15 protein-coding genes are annotated in these 17273 nt (G+C 62.6%); 4 read left to right on the top strand and 11 right to left on the bottom strand.

Translation table 11 applies throughout. The annotated features are described in order from the left end of the window. Positions 1-7: 7 nt before the first annotated feature. Both CCICO_RS04030 and typA read right to left on the bottom strand, forming a co-directional pair. The gene (locus CCICO_RS04030; protein ID WP_156809892.1) at positions 8-1633 is read right to left on the bottom strand and encodes an ABC transporter family substrate-binding protein; all 1626 of its coding nucleotides are present in this window, start codon (positions 1631-1633) and stop codon (positions 8-10) included. Positions 1634-1686: 53 nt separating this feature from the next. Continuing rightward, a complete protein-coding gene (gene typA / locus CCICO_RS04025; RefSeq protein WP_018020233.1) occupies positions 1687-3615 on the bottom strand; it encodes a translational GTPase TypA in 1929 nt (642 codons plus the stop codon). A gap of 455 nt (positions 3616-4070) precedes the next feature. On the opposite strand from typA, the gene CCICO_RS04020 reads away from it, so the two are divergent. From CCICO_RS04020 to arsC, 3 genes are read left to right on the top strand one after another with little or no spacing between them, the layout of a single operon-like run. Beyond that, positions 4071-4769 carry an Rv1157c family protein gene (locus CCICO_RS04020; RefSeq protein ID WP_018020234.1) on the top strand — a complete coding sequence of 233 codons (699 nt, stop codon included), beginning with the start codon at positions 4071-4073 and terminating at the stop codon, positions 4767-4769. Between the two features lie 21 nt (positions 4770-4790). Further along, positions 4791-5381 carry a ribonuclease FAU-1 family protein gene (locus tag CCICO_RS04015; RefSeq protein ID WP_018020235.1) on the top strand — a complete coding sequence of 197 codons (591 nt, stop codon included), beginning with the start codon at positions 4791-4793 and terminating at the stop codon, positions 5379-5381. Between the two features lie 23 nt (positions 5382-5404). Beyond that, on the top strand, positions 5405-5755 hold the full coding sequence (gene arsC, locus CCICO_RS04010; RefSeq protein WP_018020236.1) for an arsenate reductase (glutaredoxin): 351 nt from the start codon (positions 5405-5407) through the stop codon (positions 5753-5755). Positions 5756-5900: 145 nt separating this feature from the next. Here the strand turns inward: arsC and CCICO_RS04005 are convergent, their stop codons facing one another. The 8 genes from CCICO_RS04005 to CCICO_RS03970 form a co-directional block, all read right to left on the bottom strand. Further along, complete coding sequence (locus CCICO_RS04005) at positions 5901-7619, bottom strand: dipeptide ABC transporter ATP-binding protein (RefSeq protein WP_018020237.1); 1719 nt, start codon at positions 7617-7619, stop codon at positions 5901-5903. 2 nt (positions 7620-7621) lie between these two features. Further along, the gene (locus CCICO_RS04000) at positions 7622-8620 is read right to left on the bottom strand and encodes an ABC transporter permease (RefSeq protein WP_018020238.1); all 999 of its coding nucleotides are present in this window, start codon (positions 8618-8620) and stop codon (positions 7622-7624) included. After that, the gene (locus CCICO_RS03995) at positions 8613-9539 is read right to left on the bottom strand and encodes an ABC transporter permease (RefSeq protein WP_018020239.1); all 927 of its coding nucleotides are present in this window, start codon (positions 9537-9539) and stop codon (positions 8613-8615) included. Before CCICO_RS03995 ends, CCICO_RS04000 begins: the two co-directional genes overlap by 8 nt. A gap of 304 nt (positions 9540-9843) precedes the next feature. Beyond that, positions 9844-11427 (bottom strand): peptide ABC transporter substrate-binding protein, encoded by a 1584-nt coding sequence (locus CCICO_RS03990; RefSeq protein ID WP_018020240.1) that lies wholly within the window; start codon positions 11425-11427, stop codon positions 9844-9846. 201 nt (positions 11428-11628) lie between these two features. Next, a complete protein-coding gene (locus tag CCICO_RS03985; protein ID WP_018020241.1) occupies positions 11629-12132 on the bottom strand; it encodes a nucleoside/nucleotide kinase family protein in 504 nt (167 codons plus the stop codon). A 1-nt stretch (position 12133) separates the two neighbouring features. Next, a complete protein-coding gene (locus CCICO_RS03980) occupies positions 12134-12889 on the bottom strand; it encodes an energy-coupling factor transporter transmembrane component T family protein (RefSeq protein ID WP_026161543.1) in 756 nt (251 codons plus the stop codon). An 8-nt stretch (positions 12890-12897) separates the two neighbouring features. Next, a complete protein-coding gene (locus CCICO_RS03975) occupies positions 12898-14388 on the bottom strand; it encodes an ABC transporter ATP-binding protein (protein ID WP_018020243.1) in 1491 nt (496 codons plus the stop codon). A gap of 12 nt (positions 14389-14400) precedes the next feature. Continuing rightward, a complete protein-coding gene (locus CCICO_RS03970; RefSeq protein WP_018020244.1) occupies positions 14401-15006 on the bottom strand; it encodes an ECF transporter S component in 606 nt (201 codons plus the stop codon). Positions 15007-15298: 292 nt separating this feature from the next. Here CCICO_RS03970 and CCICO_RS03965 point away from each other — a divergent pair, with 292 nt between their 5' ends. After that, a complete protein-coding gene (locus CCICO_RS03965; protein ID WP_018020245.1) occupies positions 15299-16210 on the top strand; it encodes a DUF808 domain-containing protein in 912 nt (303 codons plus the stop codon). 31 nt (positions 16211-16241) lie between these two features. Here the strand turns inward: CCICO_RS03965 and zupT are convergent, their stop codons facing one another. Beyond that, positions 16242-17036: a zinc transporter ZupT gene (zupT, locus tag CCICO_RS03960; protein ID WP_018020246.1), complete on the bottom strand. Its 795-nt coding sequence runs from the start codon at positions 17034-17036 to the stop codon at positions 16242-16244. Positions 17037-17273 lie beyond the last annotated feature (237 nt).

The raw sequence follows: 17273 nt of genomic DNA, 5'->3' as shown, positions 1-17273 counted from the left end.
GAGGTCGTTAGTCTCCTTCGATGGTGCTGATACGACTGGGACCCAAGCCATCGCGCACACTCCAGCTGGCAGCACTGGCGAGACGCCCGGCATAGGGATCGATCGGCCAGTCCGCGAACTCGGCGGCCGGGCCGGTGATCCGCGAGCCCGCCGCGTCGAGGCGAATGGTATAAGAAATCGGGTAGGTGATGATCTCACGGTTTTCTACCGCCTGCACCGCCTGCTGGGCGGTGGCGGAATCCACCGAACCGCCAAGATAGCCGCGCAGGGTGGAATCGAGCTCTTCGTCGCACAGCTGTGAGACCGCCACCTGGCACATGTAGCGGGTAGCCACCTCGATGGGGGCGTTTTCAGTGCGGGAGCGAGAGACGATGCCATCGATGCGCCCCTGCGGCATGAGGGTGCTAAAAAGCTCGGTGGTAGTTGTGAGAACCACATTCACCACGATTCCTCGCTGGGCGGCCAGATCACTGATGGACCGGGCGGCGGTTACCGCCTCATCATCGGCGGCATCCACCCCTAAAGTCACTTCGGTGTTCTCCGGCAGCGCCTCTGGCTCTACCTCTGGCTGGGGAAATTCGCTCGGGTCCGCCAAGCCGAGGTGGGTGCTGCGGCCGGTTGCGAGGCTGGCCACGAGCTTGGCGTCGATAAGCCCAATGAATCCAGCCCGCTTCGCCGGAGTATCCAGCGCAGGAGCCGCGGTGTTGAACACCACATCGAGGCGGCGCGGATACACCCGCGTGGCGGTGTCTACCCCAGGCACGAGATCGAGTGCCGGTTCGGTCGTCTCCTCAAGCGAGAGGTCAGCTAAGTCCATCTGACTGCGCCGCATCATCTCAGCGGCACTGCCGGCGGATCGAATCTCGCGGAAAACGAGTCTTTCGATCGTGGCAGGCTGGGTGCCCCAGTAGCGGTCATTGCGCGAAAGCACCACCTCGCCGCGCTGCCGGTCAATGGATGAGACTTGATAGCGCCCGCCGGAGACCGGCATGGTGTTGGCCAACACCCGATCGAAACCATCGGTTCCGGTGAGGAAGATGTGGCTGGGCAGCAAGTGCGTAAAGAGCTCTTGCCATTGCTCCAAACGGTGGGAGAAGTCCACCGCCACGGTTTTGCCGCCATTGGAGATGCGGATGCCCGATATCTGCTCGTAGCCGGCGGTGGCATTCGTGCCCGGCGTGCTCACGATGGATTCCCACAGGTATTGGAAATCCGACCCCGTAATAGGAGTGCCATCAGACCACTGCGCTGCAGTGCTGATCTGGTAGCGCACCGTTTGCACCGCATCACCTTCGGGCTCGATCTCCTCGGCCTTGGTCAGCAGCGAGGAATTGATCTCGCCGTCCACAAAGGCACTGGGCAGCACAAGGGCCGCCATCGATTCCACAAAGGGAGTGGCATCAGCGATGAGGTGCGGATTGAAGCCATTAAGCAAGGGGTCCATGCCCACGGTGATCTGATTACGCTCCGCCGGATCGTTCTCCTCCGGCGCATCGGGCTGCGTGGAGGTCTCGCTAGCGGTGGTAGCCCGCTCCACATCCTCCACCGGCGGCGGCCCCGGGTTGGCGACACAGCTAGCCACGCACAGCGCGATAGCCGCGCTGGCGCAACTCAGCACACCACGGCGAGCCACATTGATCACCCTCTTTAACTACCAACCAGGGCCCTGCGGCCGCGATGGGGACACTACTTGTTGCGGGCCTTCTCCCGGGCGCGGGCGCGGCCACGGTCGGTGGCAGAGAGGATCACCTTGCGCACGCGGATGCGCTCTGGGGTGACCTCCACGCACTCGTCCTGGCCACAGAACTCCATCGCCTCATCCAAAGACAACACATGCGCCTTGGCCAAGGTGACGGTGGCATCGGCAGTGGCCGAGCGCATGTTGGTGAGCTTCTTCTCCTTGGTGATGTTGACATCCATATCTTCATCACGGTTGTTCTGGCCTACCACCATGCCTTCATAGGCCTCCATGCCGGGCTCCACGAAGAACTGGCCGCGATCGGCCAGCTGCATCAGGGCATAGGCGGTGACCTGGCCGGAGCGATCGGCCACCAACGAGCCGGAGGCGCGATCCTTGATCTCGCCGGCCCACGGGCGGTAGCCATCGGAGTAGTGGTTAGCAATACCGGTGCCCTTGGTGTCCGTCATGAACACGGTGCGGAAACCGATGAGGCCACGGGCGGGTACATCGAACTCCATCCGCACCCAATCGGTGCCGGTGGTGTCCATGGACATCATGATGCCCTTGCGGTTAGCCAGCAGCTGCGTCACAGCTCCCTGGAACTCGGCGGGCACGTCGATCACCATGTGCTCGTAGGGCTCGTGGATCTTTCCGTCAATGGTCTTGGGCACCACCTGGGGCTTACCCACGGTGAGCTCGAAGCCCTCGCGGCGCATGGTTTCCACCAGCACGGACAGCGCCATCTCGCCGCGGCCCTGCACCTCCCACGCGTCCGGCCGCTCGGTGGGCAGCACGCGCAGGGAGACGTTACCGATCAGCTCCTGCTCGAGGCGGGCCTTAACCACACGGGCGGTGAGCTTATCGCCACCGCCGCGGCCGGCCATCGGCGAGGTGTTGACACCAATGGTCATCGAGATCGCCGGCTCGTCCACGGTGATGCGCGGCAGCGGCTCGGGGTTGTCGATATCAGCGAGGGTGTCGCCGATCATCACCTGATCGATACCGGAGATCGCAGCGATATCACCGGCGATCACTTCCTTAGCGGGAACGCGCTGCATCCCCTCGGTGGCCAGCAGCTCGGCGATCTTGACGGTCTTGGTGTGCTGATTGCCCTCGTCGTCGTAGTGAATCCAAGCCACCTGCTGGCCCTTCTTCAGCACGCCGGCGTGCACGCGCACCAGACCGATACGGCCCAAGAAGGAGGAGGAGTCCAAGTTGGTCACATGCGCCTGCAAGGGGGCATTGATATCAGCCGAGGGCTCGGGCAGCACATCGTAGAGCACATCGAAGAGCTCCTGCAGGTCTTTGGCAGCAGGCGCATTGCCATCGCCCGGGTTCTCGGTGGAGGCGGTGCCCGCACGGCCCGAGGCATAGAGCACGGGCAGGTCCAGCAGGGTCTCGGCGGCCTCTTGGGCCTCCTCATCCTCGAGTGTGGAGGCGAGCTCCAGCAGCAGGTCTTGCGCCTCTTCGACAACCTCGTCGATGCGGGCATCGGGGCGGTCGGTCTTGTTCACGCAGATGATCACCGGCATCTTCGCAGCCAATGCCTTGCCCAGCACGAAGCGAGTCTGCGGCAGTGGGCCCTCGGAAGCGTCGATAAGCAGCACCACGCCGTCCACCATGGACAGCGCGCGCTCCACCTCGCCACCGAAGTCGGCGTGGCCGGGGGTGTCGATCACGTTAATAATGAGGTCTTCGCCGTTCTTGCCCTGGCCGGCGCGACGAATGGAGGTGTTCTTGGCCAGAATGGTGATGCCTTTTTCCTTCTCCAGATCACCGGAGTCCATCACACGATCGGCGATCTCGCCGTGGTCACCGAAGGCACCGGATTGCTCCAGCATCGCGTTGACGAGGGTGGTCTTGCCGTGGTCAACGTGTGCGACAATGGCGACGTTTCGGAATTCGGTGCGCGCGGTAGTGGTGTTTTCGCTCACGGGCTTGTGTGTACTCCTGAAATATAGAAAATGATCGCGGGCGCAGACGATAGTGAAGAAGGACGCGCCCGTTGCCTGCGTGCAACACACGGGCAACGACTAGCTGAGTGTACCCCCTTTTCAGGCGATACCCCATCTTCTAGAGTAGATTGTAACGAAATGGCAACAAAAACCTCTCTACTCCAACGCTGCCGCAACTTCTATGCACTCCCTCTTAAGAATATAAGGACACCGACCTCTACCAGCCCCGCTTTTGCTTATTGACGCCACCTCGCCCCACCACGGACGTACTCGGCAGAGACAGCACGTACCCGGCGGCTTAAGGGTCTAGCCTGAAGCTGAGAAATGTATTAACGTTGTGGCTGTTGTGACTAATGTGGTTTAAGTGAAGTCTGTGGACTAGAGCTTTGTGCCCCGTCGCATCTACAGCTTCCAAGAAAGGACACTGAAGCCCCGTGAAACTCCGCACCCCGATCGCCGTGGCCTGCGCGGCAGCCATCACCGTTGGCGCCACGCTCACCGCGCCGCTGGCCACCGCACAGTCCAGCTCCGATATGACCGTTCCGGTCATCACCAACCCGCAGCTCATCGACGAGCTCGGCCGCCCCACCCCCGAGGTGTTGGCCCAGGCCCGCGCCTTCGCCAACCAACCCTTCATTCCCGAGCAGCTGCGCGACGCTGTGATCGCCGCCGTGGAGTTCTACGAAGGCGGACACTCCCCCGCGGGTGCTCCGCTGCTCAAGCCGGAAAACACTCCGGATTTCACCCAGTTCTACTGGCCCACCATTTCCGGCTCCTGCATCGGCGGCGAGCACGCTGCCGTGGGCACCGCCATCGCCGTGCCAGGGCCTGCCGCCCTGCCGCTGCCGGGCGTTGCCGAGAACGAGGCCGGCTTCGTATTCACCGCGCTCGGCACCCCGGGTCTTGCAGCCGAGCAGCAGGACGCACTCAACGTGCACTGGCTCAACATTGACACCCTGCAGTTTGGCACCTCCCGCTTGGGCAATGGTGGCCTCAACCCCGACGGCCCCGCCACCCTCAATGGCACAGCCGCCACTGGCAAGGGCACCATCATCGCGGTTCTCGAGGGCACTGTAAACACCTCCGAGACCGCCTGCCACTTCGCGCCCACCGCCGCGATCTTCAACGTCTAAACGCGGCTGAGCAGGTATCCCATGTCTACGTCTGGGCCACGCGCGAACGAGGGTGACTCCACGGTGGATCTCCATCCCGTGAAGCAAGAGACCTTCGATGTCCGCGCGCTGACCAACACCGACCCCAAGGGCTACCTGCGTCACGTGGACACCTACACCGAAACTGACTTCGGCCTGTACATGGCGCGCGGGGCGGATCATCCCCGCTTCGGCTATCTCGAATCCTGGCTCCTTCCCGAGCTGGGCCTGCGCGCCAATATCTTCCACTTCCGCCCGGGAGTCGATGTAGACCAAGAGCTCTACATCGACATTGCGGACATCCACCACGAGGGCAGCACGTGGACCACTCGGGACCTCTATGTGGACTTGGTGGCTACCACCGGCACCCCGATCGATGTACTCGATATCGACGAGCTCGCCGCCGCCACCTCCGCGGGGCTCATCACCGCGTCCGAGTCCGAGCGGGCGATTGAGCGCACGCTCACCGCTGTGGAAGGCATCACTCGCTACGGCGATGATGTCCACCGTTGGCTGCGTTCCTGCGGTATCACTCTCGAGTGGGCTGAGGCCGTCAGCCTCACTCCCGCCGGCTCCTCAGCCACTCGCCCATGAGCCCAGCCGGTAGCCTAGGCGGCATGACCACGATCTATCACAACCCACGGTGTTCCAAGTCCCGCCAAGCCCTGCAGTATCTGCGCGAGCACGGCATCGAGCCGACCATCGTGCGCTATCTCGATGACACCCCCGACGAGCAGACACTACGCAGCTTGCTGGCCGACGCTGGACTCCGCCCCCACGATGCCATTCGCACCGGCGAGGCCGAGTACTCCGAACTGGGATTAAGCCCCGATACCGGCGACGATGAGCTCATTGCGGCCATGCTCGCCCACCCCCGGCTCATCGAACGCCCCTTTGTGCGTAGTGCCCGTGGCGTGGTGATTGCCCGCCCCACAGACGCCCTTGATGCGATCATCGACCCCGCCTGACACGAGCGGTTTCTCCCGCTGCGCTCATACAGCCACTCCCCTTTTCGCTTCGAGCAACGCCGACGGCCGCCGCACCGATTGATGCGGCGGCCGTCAAAGCGTGAAGTGGGAACAGGTGAGGGGTTTTCTTTATAGCCCTCTGTTCTTACTCCCCTACGCCGAGTTCGATGCCCAAGCCAGGCACGGACTCAATGAGGTTGCGGGTGTAGTCCTGCTGCGCATGATCGAAGATGTCATCGGCGCTGCCATGCTCCACGAGCTTGCCGTTTTGCATCACCACGATGTCATCGGCGGTTTGGCGCACCACAGCAAGATCGTGGGTGATGAACAGATAGGAGAGGTTGAACTCGTCCTGCAGTTGGGCCAGCAGCTGCAGGATCTGGTTCTGCACGAGCACGTCGAGGGCTGAAACGGCCTCGTCCAGCACGATCACCTCCGGCTGCAGAGCCAAAGCACGGGCGATGGCGATGCGCTGACGCTGTCCGCCTGAGAGCTCGTTGGGATAGCGGCGCATGGTCGAACGCGGCAGCTGCACCACATCCAACAGCTCAGCAACGCGCTTCTCCCGCTCCGAACGGCTACCGACCTTGTGCACCTTCAACGGCTCCTCGATACAGCGGTAGATCGAGTACATCGGGTTCAGCGAGCCATAGGGGTTTTGGAAGACCACCTGCAGCTTGCGCCGCATATCGAAAAGCTCCTTCCGGCCCAAAGTTGAGAGGTCGGTGCCCTTGTAGAACACCTTTCCCTCGGTGGGATCGAGCAGGTTGAGCACCATATTCGCCACTGTGGACTTGCCCGAGCCGGACTCGCCCACCAACGCCAAGGTGGTGCCCTTGCGCAGGCCGAAGGTGACATCGTCCACGGCGCGCAGTTCCTTCTTGGCCCCACGGGCGCCGCGCACATCGAAGATCTTGGTGAGGTTTTCCACGCGGATCACCTCTTCCTCCGCCTGCGAGTGATCGCTGCTGAGCTTGTCGGCAGCCTCCACGCCCCGCTGCTTCGCCTCTTGGATACGCGCCGATGCCAACGAAGGCGCGGCGTCTACCAGCCGGCGGGTGTAGGGGTGCTGCGGGTTGCGCAGGATCTTCAGCGAAGGGCCGGATTCCACGATTCGGCCACGGTGCATGACCACCAGGTGCTCGGCCCGCTCGGCGGCTAGTCCCAGATCGTGGGTGATAAACAGCACGGCCGTGCCGAGCTCCTCAGTGAGGGTGCCCAGGTGGTCCAGGATGCGCTTTTGCACCGTCACGTCCAGCGCCGAGGTGGGCTCATCGGCGATGAGCAGCTTGGGGTGGGCGGCAAGCCCCATGGCGATCAGCGCACGCTGGCGCATACCGCCGGAAAACTCGTGCGGATACTGCTTGGCGCGGCGCTCCGCATCAGGTAGGCCGGCCTCCTCGAGCAATTCGACGACGCGCTTGTCATAGTCTTTCGGATCCACCACGTTATTTGCGCGCAGCGACTCCTTAATCTGAGTGCCAATGCGCCACACCGGGTTGAGGTTACTCATCGGATCCTGCGGAACAAGGCCGATCATCTTGCCGCGGTACTCTTGGCGTTCCTTTTCGGAGACATGGGTGATGTCCTGGCCGTCGAAGGTGATCGAACCGCCGGTGATCTTGCCGGTGCCGGGCAAGAGCCCGAGGATGGACATGGCGGCGGTGGACTTGCCCGATCCGGACTCACCCACGATCGCCACGGATTGTCCGGGGTAGACCGCTAGGTTGATGCCCCGCACGGCATCCACGGTGCCGGTGGTGGACTCGAAGGAGATCTTCAGATCCTCGAAGGTCAACAGCGGCACAGAGCGATCCATCTCAGCGGAGTTGTCGGTGCCGGTAGGGTGCGTAGTCTTCGTCATAGTTATCGCTTCCTAGCCTTCGGATCGAGGGCGTCGCGCACGACATCACCCATCATGATGAAGCTGAGCACGGTGAGCGCCAATGCCACAGCCGGGTAGAACAACACCATCGGCTGGGTGCGCAGCGAGGCCTGGGCGCGCGAGATATCGCCACCCCACGAGACCACCGTGGACGGCAAACCGATGCCCAGGAAGGACAGGGTGGCTTCCGCCACGATGAACGTGCCTAGGGCGACGGTGGCGTAGACGATGATCGGCGCAGCCGCATTGGGCAGAATGTGGCTGAACAGGATCTTGGTGCGCGAGGCACCCAGCGCCCGAGCAGCGGTGACAAACTCTTCATTCTTCACACTCATCACGGCACCACGGGTGATGCGGGCGATCGACGTCCAGCCGAAAAGCCCGAGCACCACAATCACGGTGATCACCGTGCGGTGCTCCTTAAACATCTGCATAACCACGATGGCAGCCAACACGAGCGGCAGGGCGAAGAAGACGTCAGTGATACGGGAAAAGATGGAGTCCACGATGCCGCCGAGATAGCCAGCGGTTGCACCGATGAGCACCCCGAGAACCACCACGAAAAGGGTGGTCAGCACGCCCACCAGCACGGAGGCGCGGGCCCCGTAGATGGTGCGGGAGAAAATATCGCAGCCTTGGCGGTCGAAGCCGAAGGGGTGGCCATCAGTGGGGCCGTTGAGCGAGTTCGACAACTCGCAGGCCTGGGGATCCACGCTGGTAAATAGCTGCGGGACAAGCGCGAGCACGATGGCCGCGAGCATCAACACAGCGGAGACCCAGAACAGCGGCCGGCGGCGCAGGTTGTGCCACGCCTCGCCCCACAGCGAGGTGGGGGCGGACTCGTCGGCCACCGCGTCCACGGCGCCGAGGCCGGTCTCGTCCACGGCATCGACAAAATGCTCTTGGCCCCTTTTGCTCTCGAAGGCGGGGCCCTGCAGGTTCTTTTCAGGATTGAGGTGAGCAGGAGATGGTTTAGGCATAGCGAATCCTCGGATCGAGCACGGCGTAGATCAAGTCCACGATCAGGTTGGCCACAATGTAGACGAGCACCAGCACGGTAGTGAAGGACACCACGGTGGCGGGCTCACCCTTGAGGATGGCCTGGTAGATGGCGCCGCCGACACCGTTGATGCCGAAGATGCCCTCGGTGACGATAGCGCCACCCATCAGCGCTCCCAGGTCCGCACCGAGGAAGGTGGCCACGGGAATCAGGGAGTTGCGCAGCACGTGGCGGTTCATCACGGTGCCGCCTTTAAGCCCCTTGGCGCGGGCGGTGCGCACATAGTCGGCCGTGAGGTTTTCGCTCACGGACTGTCTCGTCAAACGCAACACATAAGCGAAGGAGACCGCGCCCAACACAATCGCGGGCATGAGCAGCGCCTCGAAGGTTTCGCGCGGCCCGACGGTGGTGGGCAACAGCCCCCACTTCACGCCCACCAAGAACTGCAGCACGAAGCCGATCACAAAGGTGGGGACTGCGATCACGAGCAGAGACAGAACCAAGACAGTGGAATCGAAGATTCCACCGCGGCGTACGCCGGCGATCACACCAAAAAGGATGCCGAAGATCGTTTCGAAGGCCAGAGCCATAAACGCGAGCTTGATCGTCACCGGAAAGGCATTCGCCATCACCGAGGACACAGGCTGGCCGGAGAAGGTCGTACCAAAATCGAGAGTAAAGATGCCCTTGATGTAGAGCAGGTATTGGACGAGGAAGGGTTTATCCAGGTTGTACTCTTCCCTGATGCGTTGAGCCGCGGATTCGGATAGTCCACGGTCACCGCCTAGGGCTTGCACAGGATCACCCGGCATGAGGAATACGAGCGCATAGATCAGCAGAGTCGCTCCGATAAACACCGGAATCATCTGCAGAACGCGGCGCCCCACATAGCGCAGCATAGGCGAGGACTTTCTAGGTTTAGTTAGCGCGGTAGACGCATGTTCCTCCCGCACGCCCCACTGTGGGCGCGGCCTCTTCGCCCTGTGATGAGACAAAAAGGCCGCGTTGCAGTGTGACTGGCGAGACTATCGCTTTAAAATACCAAAGCTTGACACGCGACAGCACCCCTAGTCGCTTGGGGTAGATCTGAAACAACGATGTGGACTATGTCTAAGGGCAAAGCGCAACGTTGTTTCACAAACGATCATCCTTGTCGTGGCAACAGGGGTGCTGTGCGGTTATGAGTGCTGGACTGTAAGCAGGCTACTTCTTGGTGATCTGCTCGTAGACCGGCACGGACTTCCAGTTGAAGACCACGTTCTCTACGGTGTCGGCGCTACCGCCGGTGACGTTGGAGTACCACAGCGGGATCGCGGGGAGATCGTTCAGCAGGATCTCTTGGGCCTCGTTGTACAGCGGGGTGGAATCCTCCACGGAGCCGGCGCCGGCAGCTTCCTTCAGCTTGGCGTCGAATTCCTTGTTGGAGTAGTCACCATCGTTGGAGCTGGCGCCGGTGGCGTACAGCGGGCTGAGGAAGTTACCCAGACCCGGGTAGTCCGCCTGCCAGCCGGTACGGAAGGCAGTAGTGATCTCGCGGTTGGTGACCTCATCGCGCAGGGACTTGAAGTCCGGGTAGGGCTTGCCCTGAGCATTGATGCCCAGCACGTTCTTCAGGGAGTTCGCCGTGGCATCCACCCACGCCTGGTGTCCACCATCGGCGTTGTAGGCGATCTCGAAGGTGCCCTCGAAGGGAGCGATCTCGTCGGCCTCAGCCCACAGCTCCTTGGCACGGTCCGGGTTGAACTCCAGCACCTCTTCGCCCTCAAGGTTCGGGTCGTAGCCGTCGATCACCGGGGAGGTGAAGTCCTTGGCCGGGGTGCGGGTGCCGAGGAAGATCTTGTCGGTGATCTCATCGCGGTTGACCGCCATGGAGATAGCTTGGCGACGCAGCGCACCCTCTTCGCCATTGAAGTGCTCAAGGCTCTCCGGGATGGTGAAGGACTGGAACACGGCGGCAGGCTGGTTCACGGCGCGGTCGCCGAGCTCGTCCTCGTAGGTGGAGAAGGCGGAATCCGGCACAGCGTCCAGCACATCCAGGTTGCCGGAGAGCAGGTCGGCGTAGGCGGCGTCCTGCTGCGGGTAGAAGGTAAAGCGCACGCCGTCGTTCTGGGCGGAACGCTCGCCGTCATAGTGCTCATTCGGCACGATGAGGGCGTCCTGCTGGTGGTTCCACTCTTCAAGCTTGTAGGGTCCGGAGCCCACCGGGGACTCGCCGAAGGCATCCATATCCTCGAAGGCGACGTCGGGAAGCGGGAAGAAGGCGGAGTAGCCCAAGCGCAGCGGGAAGTCAGACTCGGCCTGCTCGAGCTCGATGGTGAAGGTGTAGTCGTCTTCTACCTTCAGGCCCTCCATCTCGGATTCGCCCTCTTTATAGCCCTTGATGGGCTCGAAGAAGTAGGCGGAGAGCTGCTCGTTCTCCATGGCGTAGTTCCAGGCCTTCACAAAGTTCTCGGCCTTGATCTCGGTGCCATCGGAGAACTTCTTGCCCTCCTTGAGCTTCACGCGATAGGTCTTATCCCCCTCCAGATCAATGGAGTCAGCGAGCTCGTTGTGCACCTCACCCTCGGTGTCGTAGTAGACGAGACCGGAGTTAATAAGGTCAATAATGCGGCCACCACCGGTTTCGTTGGTATTGGCCGGAATCAGCGGGTTCTGCGGCTCGGATCCGTTGGCGCGGATGTAATCAGCTCCGCTTCCCCCTCCAGAGCCGTTATCATCCGAGCACGCGGCGAGGCCCAGAGTGAGCGACGCGGCGCCGAGGATGGCCAGCGACTTCTTCAGCGACATGGCGATTGTTCTCCCATCGAGGTAGGTCAGGCATATGGTGATCTCATCGTGTAAAAACGATTGCCTTTGGGGCACGTCACATCTTAGTTTCCCTCAGGAGCAAAAACTAAAAACTCTCAGCCTCTTGAGCGAAGAACCGCCCACTATCCTGCTTTCCACCTCATGTGGGGGCCAGATTGGTTTTCTATAGATCCCCAGAAATCACCCCTGCGCGGGGGTATTTGGCGGCCATGTGAGGGAAAAGTCCACATCTCGCCACGGAATAACTGAGCGAATGTGCTCATCCTCTTGTGCCGCCCACATCTCCCAGAAGGCCGCATAGTCGGGATCGCGCCGCAGGGCGCGGTCTTTGCGAAGGGCAGGATCGCCATCAAGAAAGAGCGTGGCTACAAGCCCACGGGCGCGGGCCGCTGCCACCGTGGCCGGGGTGATCGCCCCGCAGCCTTCTACGATCATGGGTGCCGCTGCGTCCACACTGCGCCACGTCCCAGGCTGATGCTGCTCCCAGTCCCAGCGGTAATATCCAGCCGCGGTCGGGGCGAGGACATCGCGGGCCACGATCTCGCCAGCGGCGCGTAGGCCTGTCCAGTCGGGGTAGAGATCATCGAGGTGTATCAGTTGGAAGCCGGTGCGCTCGGCTAGCCACCGTGCCAGGGTGGTTTTTCCTGCCCCGGAGCGGCCGTCGATAAGCACGGTGCGAGTCATCTTAAGCCCCGAGGAAACGGAATTCGCCGCTGGCGATGGACACCCCGAGGGCGACAAGCGAGATGGCGAGACAACCGGCCAACACCGCGTAGTCGCGGACGCTGAGCGTGGATGTACGTGCCCACGTGCGCTCCTGCTCGCTGCCGAAGCCGCGGGCTTCCATGGCGGTGGCGAGCTTTGAGCCGCGGCGGAGCGCGAGCACGAGCAGGCCAAAGACCTGGCTGAAGAAACGCCGGATCCTGCCGCTATCGCCGAGGCCGCGGGAGCGCCGAGCGCGTTCTAGGGCGCGCCAGTCGCGCTGAAATAGGCTCATCAAGCGCACCCCCGCCACCGAGCCGATCACGAAACGGCTGGGAAGCTTGAGCACTTGCGCCAGGCCATCGCCGAAGTCAGTGGGATCAACCTTGTGGGAGACGATCACCACCGGCAGGCCGATCGCGAGCACGCGCAGCATGATCGCCAGCGCCAGCTCGAGAGAGTTGTCGGTGATGTGGGCAAAGAGAAAGCCGGCATATTCAGTGCCCTCCGGCCGGCCATAGAGCGCCATGGACACACCGGAGATGGGGGTTACTGCAAGAATCGGCCAGCCCCGCCGGGCCAGCTGGAGCCAGGACATTCCGCACAGCGGTGTCACGGCAAGGGTGCACGCTAGGGCCACCGACGCAGATACGCGATCCACACTGATCAGCAGCGGCGTGGTGAGAAGTAGCACACCCAGCAGGCGGGTCACCGGGTTGGTGCCGCGCAAAACATTGATCCTGCCGCTCATGCGCAATCCTCCCCGCGCTGCACAGAACCACGCTTATCGACGTGTATCCGGTGGTCTCCCAAGGCGTGGATGAAGAGGTCATCGTGGGTGATGGAGCTGACTGCAACGCCGTCATCGGCGAGTTCACGAATCAGATGCACCAATTCCACGAAGGTCCGTCGATCTTGGCCGAAGGTGGGCTCGTCGAGCAGTACCAGCTGTGGGGCGGACACCAAGGCGGTAGCCACCGACAGCCGGCGCTTCTGCCCACCGGACAAGGTGAAAGGATTAGCTTCTGCGAGGTGGCTTAGCCGCAAGCGTTCCAGCAGCTCGTCTACGCGCGGATGCTCCCGCATGTGCTTATCACCGCTGATTACCCGCGGGCCCACCAACAATTCCTCTCGCACGGTGCGTGCCACGAATTGGTGTTCGGGATCCTGGAACACATAGCCCAGCGTGCGGGCGAGAGCCCGCGAGCGCATGCGATGCGGGCTGACGCTGCCTTGGTGTGTATGCACCCACACCTCACCGTCCAGCGGCCGCAGCAAACCGGCGACGGTGAGCGCGAGTGTGGATTTGCCTGCCCCGTTGTCCCCAGTGATCACGGTGGAACAGCCGGCGGGGAAATCGAGGTCGATGGGCCCCGCAATCGGGTGGTGGCGCTGCCAGCCCACCACCAACTCGCTCGCGCTTAGCGCAGGGCGTTGCCCTGCCGGAATCGATCGGGCGTTGGGCAGATCCAGCTCCACCCCCGGCACCCACACGCCCTGCTCGGCAAGTGTTGTGCCTTGCTCGGCGATGATGGTGTCTAAGGGGCCATCGGCCACGATGGATCCTTCCGCACCCACCACCACTGCACGTTCGAGGTGGTGCTGCCAGATGTCCACGCGGTGTTCCACCACGATCAGTGTGGCCCCGGTGCGCTCCGCCACCGCGATCACCGCATCGCGCACATCCTGCACTCCCGCCGGGTCGAGATTGGCGGTGGGCTCATCGAGGACGATCACCCGCGCCCCCATGGCGATCACCCCGGCCAGCGCCAGACGCTGCTTTTGCCCACCAGAAAGCTCCGCGGTGGGATGCTCAAGCGGCAGGCGCAGTCCTACCATCTCGAGGGCATCTGGGACTCGGCGCCAGATCTCGTCACGGTCAAGGCCGAGATTTTCGCAACCAAAGGCCACATCATCGCCGACCCGGGAGCTGATGACTTGGGAGTCGGGGTCTTGGAGCACCATGCCCACCACCCCGCGGGCTTGCTCGGGGCGGCGCCCACCGATGCTGACGCTGCCGTGCTCATCGCCTTCGTCCTCGCCGCCGAGCACCCCCGCGATGGCGTGCAGCAGCGTCGATTTGCCGGCGCCCGACTGGCCAAGCACCAGCACCCTCTCCCCTTGCTCAATATCAAGATCGACGGAGCGCAGCGTGGGATTCTTACGGCCGCCGTGCCGCCAAGAATAATTCCGCAGCCGCACAGCGGCATCGCCGTGCTGGTGGGCGGAGGTGTCCATGGCCTAACGCGCCTATACTTCGGCGCGGTGTTCGCGGCCCACCGCGAAGCGATCTAGGGCACCGGCGGCGGCGAGGGCACGCACCAACACATAGCCGAGCACTCCGGCCAGTAGCACGCCCGAGACGATGAGCGTGGACGCATAGGTGAGATTAAAGGCCAGCGACTTCGCGTAGTTGGCGCTGAGTACCAGCTCCAGCAGGAAAGCACCCACAGCTGCGCCGGCGCCGGCCAGCATGGCTACGGTTAGGGTGAAGCGTCGATAAGCGACGAGAAGGAAGATCAGTTCCGCGCCCAAGCCCTGCGCCAAGCCGGAATAGAGAGTCTCGGGCCCCCACTGGCTGCCCAAGCTCGCCGACACGGCGGCCGCGAGCAACTCCACAAACACTGCTGCGCCGGGCTTGCGAATCACCAACCCGCCGAGCACACCGCCCAGCAGCCAGACGCCCGCGGCAATTCCGCCCAGGCCTGGAGTGAGCGCATCGGCGGCGGTGTACCAGGCGTAGCCAATCGAGTTCCAGATCCAAAAGATCAGGCCAGTAGCCACGCCCAACACGGCGGCCACCACAATATCTACGACCCGCCACCTCGCGGTCACGCGCTGGGTCTTAGCAGTCATAATGATGTACTCTCCCTCTCGCCGGAATGACCCGGATCAGGTTCACACGGTGTGTTCTCAGCCCCGGAGCGTGACATATGCACGCGCGCGGGCACCCGCGGTAGCGACTCTGTTTAGTATGCTTAGGCGACGGCGCGGCGCCCCAGCCGGTACACACAGGCCACTCAAGGTGTCTGTGCAGGCCCCGTGGGGTTGGCGCCGCTGCGCGGCCTCTGCAAGAGTAGCGGGGTGTGCTCAGCGTAGGCAACTAATATTTCTGTATTCATTCCTCACATCTAGTTAGGACCTCCTCATGGCCGGTGGGCTTGCAGCGCTTCTCGACGACATCTCCCTGCTAGCGAGGGCCGCTGCGGCCAATATTGACGACGTGGCCGCCCACGCCGCCAAAACCTCCACCAAGGCCGTCGGCGTGGTGGTCGATGACGCAGCCGTCACCCCAAAGTTTGTGGAAGGTATCAGCCCCTCGCGCGAGCTGCCGATGATTTTCCGCATCGCCCGCGGTTCACTGTTTAACAAACTCATCGTGATTTTGCCGCTGGCACTGCTCTTGAGCTGGTTGGCGCCGTGGCTGCTCAACCCCATCCTCATGCTCGGCGGCGCCTTTTTGTGTTTCGAGGGCATGGAAAAGGTCATCGAACGCCTCACCGGCGCCGATAGCAAGGACGAGGCCGCCTCAGCCGGAAACACAGCCGATGAGGACCAGCTGGTAAAAAGCGCCATCGCCACCGATTTGATTTTGAGCGCCGAGATCATGGTGATCTCCCTGAATGAGGTGGCACACCTCAGCTTCGGGGTACGCACCGCCGCGCTCGTCTTGGTGGCTTTAGGGCTGACCGCCCTCGTCTATGGCGCGGTGGCACTGCTGGTGAAGATGGACGATCTCGGCCTCAAGCTCGCAGCAGCAGACAACTCCGGCACCGCCGCCTTCGGCCGCGGTCTCGTGGCAGCCATGCCCAAAGTCTTGGCCGTGATTGGTGTGATCGGCACCTTCGCCATGCTCTGGGTCGGCGGGCACATCATCCTTCACGGTGCCGCCGAGCTGGGCTGCCACGCCCCCGAGGAGTTCGTCCATTCCCTCACCAGCGACCACCACGGCTTCCTCGGCTGGCTGATCACCACCGGCTGCTCGCTGGTAGTGGGCGCGATCATCGGCACGATCTTGGCCACCGCCGTCCACTTCTCTCCGCTCAAGCGCACTCACTAAGCACTACAGGCTGGCTCGGTGCGAGGCGCCCCTAGATCATAAGCGCGAGGCTGATGGCCATCACGGCCATCCCCGCGACGAGTCCATAGATGGCAGCATGGTGCCGGCCGGTGGCTTGGGCGGTGGGCAACAGCTCGTCGAGAGAGATGAACACCATGATCCCGGCAATTGCGGCAAAGGACAGCCCCAAGGCGGACGGGCCAATGAACGGGGCAAGAATGAGATATCCAATGAGCGCGCCCGCAGGTTCGGCCAGCCCAGAAAGCGTTGCCCACACCATGGCCGTGCGACGCGACTGCGTGGCCTCGCGCAGCGGCACTGCCACCGCGATTCCCTCCGGAATATTGTGAATGGCGATCGCGATCGCAATGGGGATAGCCAGTGAGAAGTCCTGATAGGCGGCAATGAAGGTGGCGAAGCCCTCGGGGAAATTGTGGATGGCGATGGCTAGCGCCGCCATCGCGCCAGTCTTCATCATCCGCTGCCGGCGCACGCTCAGCGAGGGATCGCTCTTCGTGGACTCGTGCGGGTTAATGGGCTCGGGCACCAGCCGGTCGATGACCGCGATAAGAGCAATCCCGCCAAAGAAGGCCGCGATGGCGGCCCATGTTCCTTGTTGCTCGCCCCACGCCTCGGCAAGATTGTCTCGCCCCTCGCCGAGGATCTCCACCAAGGAGACATAGAGCATCACCCCAGCAGAGAAGCCGAGCGACGAGGCCATGAACACCGGCCCCGGGGAGCGTTTGAGTACGGCGATCACACCACCCAATCCGGTTGCCAGCCCTGCCCCTAGGGAGACCAGCATCGCGAGCGCAAAGGAACTCATTCTGCCTCTTTCATCTTTTGCCCACGTGGCGCAGTGCCTGTGGTGTCGAAATCTCGATCAAGCACCATATAGATCACCATTGATCTTTAGTTCATTTCGTTGAATTCTGCATATGCCTGCGGCCTATGGCGGCCCCAGCCAGCACCCACCTACCCCCAGATAGGCGTAGAACATAGCCTCTCATTCCCCTCGCTGAGCTGGACACACCGCCCCTGCTGGGAGTTTTCTTAAGCAAAG

It is taken from the genome of Corynebacterium ciconiae DSM 44920 (assembly GCF_030440575.1).
GTDB lineage: Bacteria > Actinomycetota > Actinomycetes > Mycobacteriales > Mycobacteriaceae > Corynebacterium > Corynebacterium ciconiae.
This window is presented reverse-complemented; position numbering and strand designations above follow the sequence as displayed.

Bases quoted from the DNA above. Each gene is read 5' to 3' on its own strand.
- zupT (WP_018020246.1), bottom strand. From the start codon at position 17,036: ATGAGTTCCTTTGCGCTCGCGATGCTGGTCTCCCTAGGGGCAGGGCTG.
- CCICO_RS03990 (WP_018020240.1), bottom strand. From the start codon at position 11,427: ATGTCGCTGAAGAAGTCGCTGGCCATCCTCGGCGCCGCGTCGCTCACT.
- CCICO_RS04005 (WP_018020237.1), bottom strand. From the start codon at position 7,619: ATGACGAAGACTACGCACCCTACCGGCACCGACAACTCCGCTGAGATG.
- CCICO_RS03995 (WP_018020239.1), bottom strand. From the start codon at position 9,539: ATGCTGCGCTATGTGGGGCGCCGCGTTCTGCAGATGATTCCGGTGTTT.
- CCICO_RS03975 (WP_018020243.1), bottom strand. From the start codon at position 14,388: ATGGACACCTCCGCCCACCAGCACGGCGATGCCGCTGTGCGGCTGCGG.
- CCICO_RS04015 (WP_018020235.1), top strand. From the start codon at position 4,791: ATGTCTACGTCTGGGCCACGCGCGAACGAGGGTGACTCCACGGTGGAT.
- CCICO_RS03965 (WP_018020245.1), top strand. From the start codon at position 15,299: ATGGCCGGTGGGCTTGCAGCGCTTCTCGACGACATCTCCCTGCTAGCG.
- CCICO_RS03985 (WP_018020241.1), bottom strand. From the start codon at position 12,132: ATGACTCGCACCGTGCTTATCGACGGCCGCTCCGGGGCAGGAAAAACC.
- CCICO_RS04000 (WP_018020238.1), bottom strand. From the start codon at position 8,620: ATGCCTAAACCATCTCCTGCTCACCTCAATCCTGAAAAGAACCTGCAG.
- CCICO_RS03970 (WP_018020244.1), bottom strand. From the start codon at position 15,006: ATGACTGCTAAGACCCAGCGCGTGACCGCGAGGTGGCGGGTCGTAGAT.
- arsC (WP_018020236.1), top strand. From the start codon at position 5,405: ATGACCACGATCTATCACAACCCACGGTGTTCCAAGTCCCGCCAAGCC.